The organism is Daejeonella sp., assembly GCF_036405355.1.
Lineage (GTDB): Bacteria > Bacteroidota > Bacteroidia > Sphingobacteriales > Sphingobacteriaceae > Daejeonella.
The window spans coordinates 1-4,108 of record NZ_DASWXT010000104.1 but is presented as its reverse complement, the minus strand read 5'-3'; the positions used below and the strand labels follow the sequence as shown (position 1 = coordinate 4,108).

At 37.4% G+C, this 4,108-nt stretch carries 6 protein-coding genes; all 6 read right to left on the bottom strand.

The window, feature by feature from the left end:
* Positions 1-245: 245 nt before the first annotated feature.
* A complete protein-coding gene (locus tag VGE44_RS12785) occupies positions 246-1,118 on the bottom strand; it encodes an alpha/beta hydrolase (protein WP_331079652.1) in 873 nt (290 codons plus the stop codon).
* 309 nt (positions 1,119-1,427) lie between these two features.
* A complete protein-coding gene (locus VGE44_RS12780) occupies positions 1,428-1,958 on the bottom strand; it encodes a MepB family protein (protein WP_331079650.1) in 531 nt (176 codons plus the stop codon).
* A 120-nt stretch (positions 1,959-2,078) separates the two neighbouring features.
* The gene (locus VGE44_RS12775) at positions 2,079-2,765 is read right to left on the bottom strand and encodes a class I SAM-dependent methyltransferase (protein ID WP_331079648.1); all 687 of its coding nucleotides are present in this window, start codon (positions 2,763-2,765) and stop codon (positions 2,079-2,081) included.
* 82 nt (positions 2,766-2,847) lie between these two features.
* Positions 2,848-3,291 carry a DMT family transporter gene (locus tag VGE44_RS12770; RefSeq protein ID WP_331079646.1) on the bottom strand — a complete coding sequence of 148 codons (444 nt, stop codon included), beginning with the start codon at positions 3,289-3,291 and terminating at the stop codon, positions 2,848-2,850.
* Positions 3,292-3,360: 69 nt separating this feature from the next.
* Positions 3,361-3,738, bottom strand: a complete 378-nt coding sequence (locus VGE44_RS12765) for a DoxX family membrane protein (RefSeq protein ID WP_331079644.1) — start codon at positions 3,736-3,738, stop codon at positions 3,361-3,363.
* Positions 3,739-3,744: 6 nt separating this feature from the next.
* Positions 3,745-4,108: SRPBCC domain-containing protein (locus VGE44_RS12760; RefSeq protein WP_331079642.1), on the bottom strand; the 364-nt coding region annotated here is incomplete at its 5' end.

Below are 4,108 nucleotides of genomic sequence, written 5' to 3'. Positions count from 1 at the left end.
CCGGAAATAATTCATCAGATTCATTAATCTTTTCAGGATTCCGGCTTACCAATCGGATATTTTGAGTGTAATTCAGGAGTTCTTTAGCGAGTAATTTGCCTATTGTGCCATTTGCTCCGAGTATGGTTTGTTTCATTGTTTATCGAGTGTGAAATTTTAAGCTCCTATTCTAAAGACCAGCTCAGAAATTAGATAAAATGATTTCTGTTTTATTACAATATTAACAGGAATAAAATCCGATAGTTTTATCGATTCTTTGTATGCTTTAAAATGAAATCAACAATGGGTTTCGGGTCCTGGAGACTGTGTGGATGATGCCCAATACCTTTCTTAACGATCAGTTCAATCTTTCCACCTGCAGCACGATAAATTTCGGCCAGTTTGAGACTGTTTTCTTCAAAGGGTACAACCGTATCTGCATCCCCGCAAACACTTATGATCGGAATTTTAGCCTTTGCCAGCTTCAGACAATTATTTAGTGGAATTCCTTTAAAGTCCTTTACAGACAATTCTGTCAGATCGTAAGCTTTCAGACACTTCTCCCAGTCGTTTTTTGATCCCTGTCCTTTCCCCAATCCGCCCGGCCAGCTTTTAATATCACAAACCGGTGCATCAACATAAATGCAAAATACTTTATCTGTATTTTCTGAAGCCCAGTTAAAGGCATCCAATCCACCTCTGCTCATGCCTTCGAGCACAGTTTTTTTATTTAAACCGAAGTTTTTAATCAGGAAATTATAAAAATCACTAAGTCTGTTGAGGGCTACTGTATTTCCGTATAAATCTACGACATCCACATAAACTACATGGAAGCCCTGGTTTAATAAGGCGATATCAGTTTGAGGTTCATGGGCCCAAAACTGGGTACGCCAGATCCAATTCTTTGTGGAATTGGGCTTTTTAGGAAAAACAATTTTTGCATCAACTCCATTAAATTTAAATTCAATGATTTCAAAGCCATTCCATTTGTTTTGGACGGGGTTAATTGTATTGAAAGAAGAAGAATTATAGCTCTGTTTAATTATAAGTTTTGGAGCAGATAATCCGGAAAATACGAGGGTCACAATAATTGTAAGAAATAAAATTAGCTTGAATGTTTTAGGGTTTAAATTTCTCATTTCTGCTTTTTAATTTCGGTCGTTTTCCAGGAGTCAATTTAGGAATTTAATATCACAATAAACAGTTCCGGACACTCCGGTCCGATGAAAAACAGCCCCGGGTAAAATAAACCTTGCCGGAGGAGGTATCTTCCGGCTATCCATAATTTGAACCAGAACGCAATTTCTAGCCGGAAATACTCCGAAGGAAAGGGCTGAAGCAGTCTATAACACACAGCTGTTGGTTTCCAAAATCAAATCATTATGGTTCAAGAGCCTAATCTGACCCATTATAATCGTATTCTTTACCTTCCTTATATCGAACTCAGGCTATTTTAATAAGGTCTTTATCAGATTAAGATAATTTTGTTCATTGTCTTTAATCCACACGAAATATTTTTCCTGCCAGCTTTGAGTGTTTTCTGCCTGTTTAGTTGAAACCATGTCCCATGGGGGATAGACCCTGATACCCCTTTTTCCTCCCTCACCCTTTTGTGAGATTATTCCCTTACTCAAGAGGACAGATTTCGGAAAAATAAACAGACCAAGATCATCATCTTTTACAGATGAAATAATGATGAAATCCATCTTGTCAGAACTATCGAATGGCTGGGTTATCCCTTTATTATTTCTTCTCCAGATTGTCACAAACTGTCCTGTTTTTAGCGGTGTGATTTTGGATGTGCGATATTCGATTATTTTTCCTTCCAGTTCATAGGAACAAGCACTGTAACCACTTCCTTCTAAATGAATTTTCAGATTCTTCAGTTCATACCCGCATTTATCATAGACCAATTCTTTAGCAGATTTTAAATCTTTGTATATAATGTTGGAATTCCTTAAAGACTTTTTTTCCTGCATGTTTCAACGTCCGCTTTTTCCCTTATCAGAAATGATTTAGTTAATGGATTGAGAATATTTAGCCTAAACAACAAATATATTTTGCCTGGGATCCAATGGATGAAAGAGAGGGTAAGCTTTTTATGATTCGTTGGTTCCCGGCTGTGAATTCTTTTTCAGTTTTGCAGTCAAAACCCCGGTCACAGCACCCTCTTTCGCTGGTTTGCCATTCCTGACATTGCTGTAGATTTTATAGGTCTCAGTTCGCTCGAGATGCTTTTCTTCCAAAACTTCAAATTCCGGAAAGTATTCCCTTACAAAATTCCAGTTCATAGTTTGCGGTTCGGTTAAGGTTGGCATGGTGTGGATATCTACAAGAAGTAAAAATAAACCATCATTTTTTAAGGTTCTGTTGATTTCTTTACAGGCATGTTCCATATTCTCAACATGATCCAGAGAATTGAATGAACAAATTATATCGAAATAATTGTCCGGAAAGGGGATATTCTCAACATAGGCTTTTACATAACTCATTTTATGCTCCTTTGCACCCATTTTGAGATATTGATCAGCAAGAGGATCCATGCCTATCCTCTCTTTTGCGATATCTGCCCATTCTAATGAACCTCTCGGACCACAACCAATATCCAGAATAGTCTTGTCTTTATAAAATTCTTCAGGGATAGAAAAATTATCAGTATAAAAATATTTGTAGTGAGAATTCTTAGTAAGATTTTTAGAAAACAGCTTAACTGTTTTCCAATAGCACAACTCAAAAAATTCTTTAAAGGATAATGAGCCTGAACCTGCGGCCGACTTTGAATTCATATTTTTTACTAAAATAGTTGGACGAAGGTATTAAAAGGATTTGTTTTAGTCAGGCATTACAGCAATTCAACTGCAGGCTTTATTAAAATTTTCTGATAATTATGACTCCTGCGACTACCAGCAAAACTCCGAGAAGTTTCATTAAACTGATAGAATTTTGCTGAGCAACAAGTATATTGAAATGTTCCAGTATGATCGAAATAATCATTTGGCCGGCTACTACCAGTCCGAATGTTAATCCCGGGCCTAATTTTGGGAAGGCTAATATGATTACTGTGACGTAAAATGCACCGAGCAAACCTCCAAGCCAAATATGGGCAGGAGCCTCTCTGACACCTGCCCATGATATGGATTGCTTCGTTATTAAAATATAAGTTATTAGTCCCAGAGTGCCAACGGCAAAGGACAGCATTGAGGCATAAACCGGACTTTCAGCCGCTTTTCCCAGTTTTGCATTTAATCCTGCCTGAATCGGCAAAAATGCTCCTGATAGGAATGCTAAAGCAATCCACATTAATTTATTCATGATTTTAAATACAGATTTTTATAAAAATACTGTTGTTAAATTGTTTTTTATAAATCCTCTGTTTTTATTTTACCGGATCATAGGCAAATACTTTTCCCTGTTTTCATAAATTACCCAGAGATTGATTGTCATTAATACGGCAGCCATGACTAAACCCGATGGCATAATGATAATATGTGTCAGTAAAATTCCAACCATCACCGGGAAAATTATCAAAGCCCCTAATGCTTTGGTTTTTGGGATGATAAATAGAATACCTCCAAGTATTTCTGCAGCGCCGATCAGCGGCAGGAGCCAGCCAATTTCCATGAATGCATCGTTAATTCTTTTCATGTTTTCGGGTAAATCCTCAGGGACTGGAATATAGTTCAGGAATTTGTTCAGACCCGCGTTTATCAGCATAAGTCCGGTAAGAAGACTTAGCCCAAAAATAATTTTCTGTTTCATGTTTTATTAGGTTATTGTTAGAAATAATTCGTCCAGTCTTTCCATAGCAGAAGCCAATCCTTCCTGCATGCCCAATTGTAATACTGTTTCCAAATCATTTAAGGACTTGTAAGTTACAATAGTTTCAACCATAGCATTTGAGCCCAGATCTTTAAAGTTTACATCCCAGTTTGCCTGTGGCAGGTCGGGATTGATCTCACCATTTTCATCGCAAAATGAATCCAATGCGGTATATCGGTCTATAGGCTCGATTATCAGGTAATCAGTGCGGCCCCAGTGTTCTTTACCATCAGGCTCAACCATTGCATAGATCCAATGCCCACCAGCTCTGAAATCCATCGATTTAGTTTTTGCACTTAATGGCTTTGGG

Bases quoted from the DNA above. Each gene is read 5' to 3' on its own strand.
- VGE44_RS12780 (WP_331079650.1), bottom strand. From the start codon at position 1,958: ATGCAGGAAAAAAAGTCTTTAAGGAATTCCAACATTATATACAAAGAT.
- VGE44_RS12770 (WP_331079646.1), bottom strand. From the start codon at position 3,291: ATGAATAAATTAATGTGGATTGCTTTAGCATTCCTATCAGGAGCATTT.
- VGE44_RS12765 (WP_331079644.1), bottom strand. From the start codon at position 3,738: ATGAAACAGAAAATTATTTTTGGGCTAAGTCTTCTTACCGGACTTATG.
- VGE44_RS12785 (WP_331079652.1), bottom strand. From the start codon at position 1,118: ATGAGAAATTTAAACCCTAAAACATTCAAGCTAATTTTATTTCTTACA.
- VGE44_RS12775 (WP_331079648.1), bottom strand. From the start codon at position 2,765: ATGAATTCAAAGTCGGCCGCAGGTTCAGGCTCATTATCCTTTAAAGAA.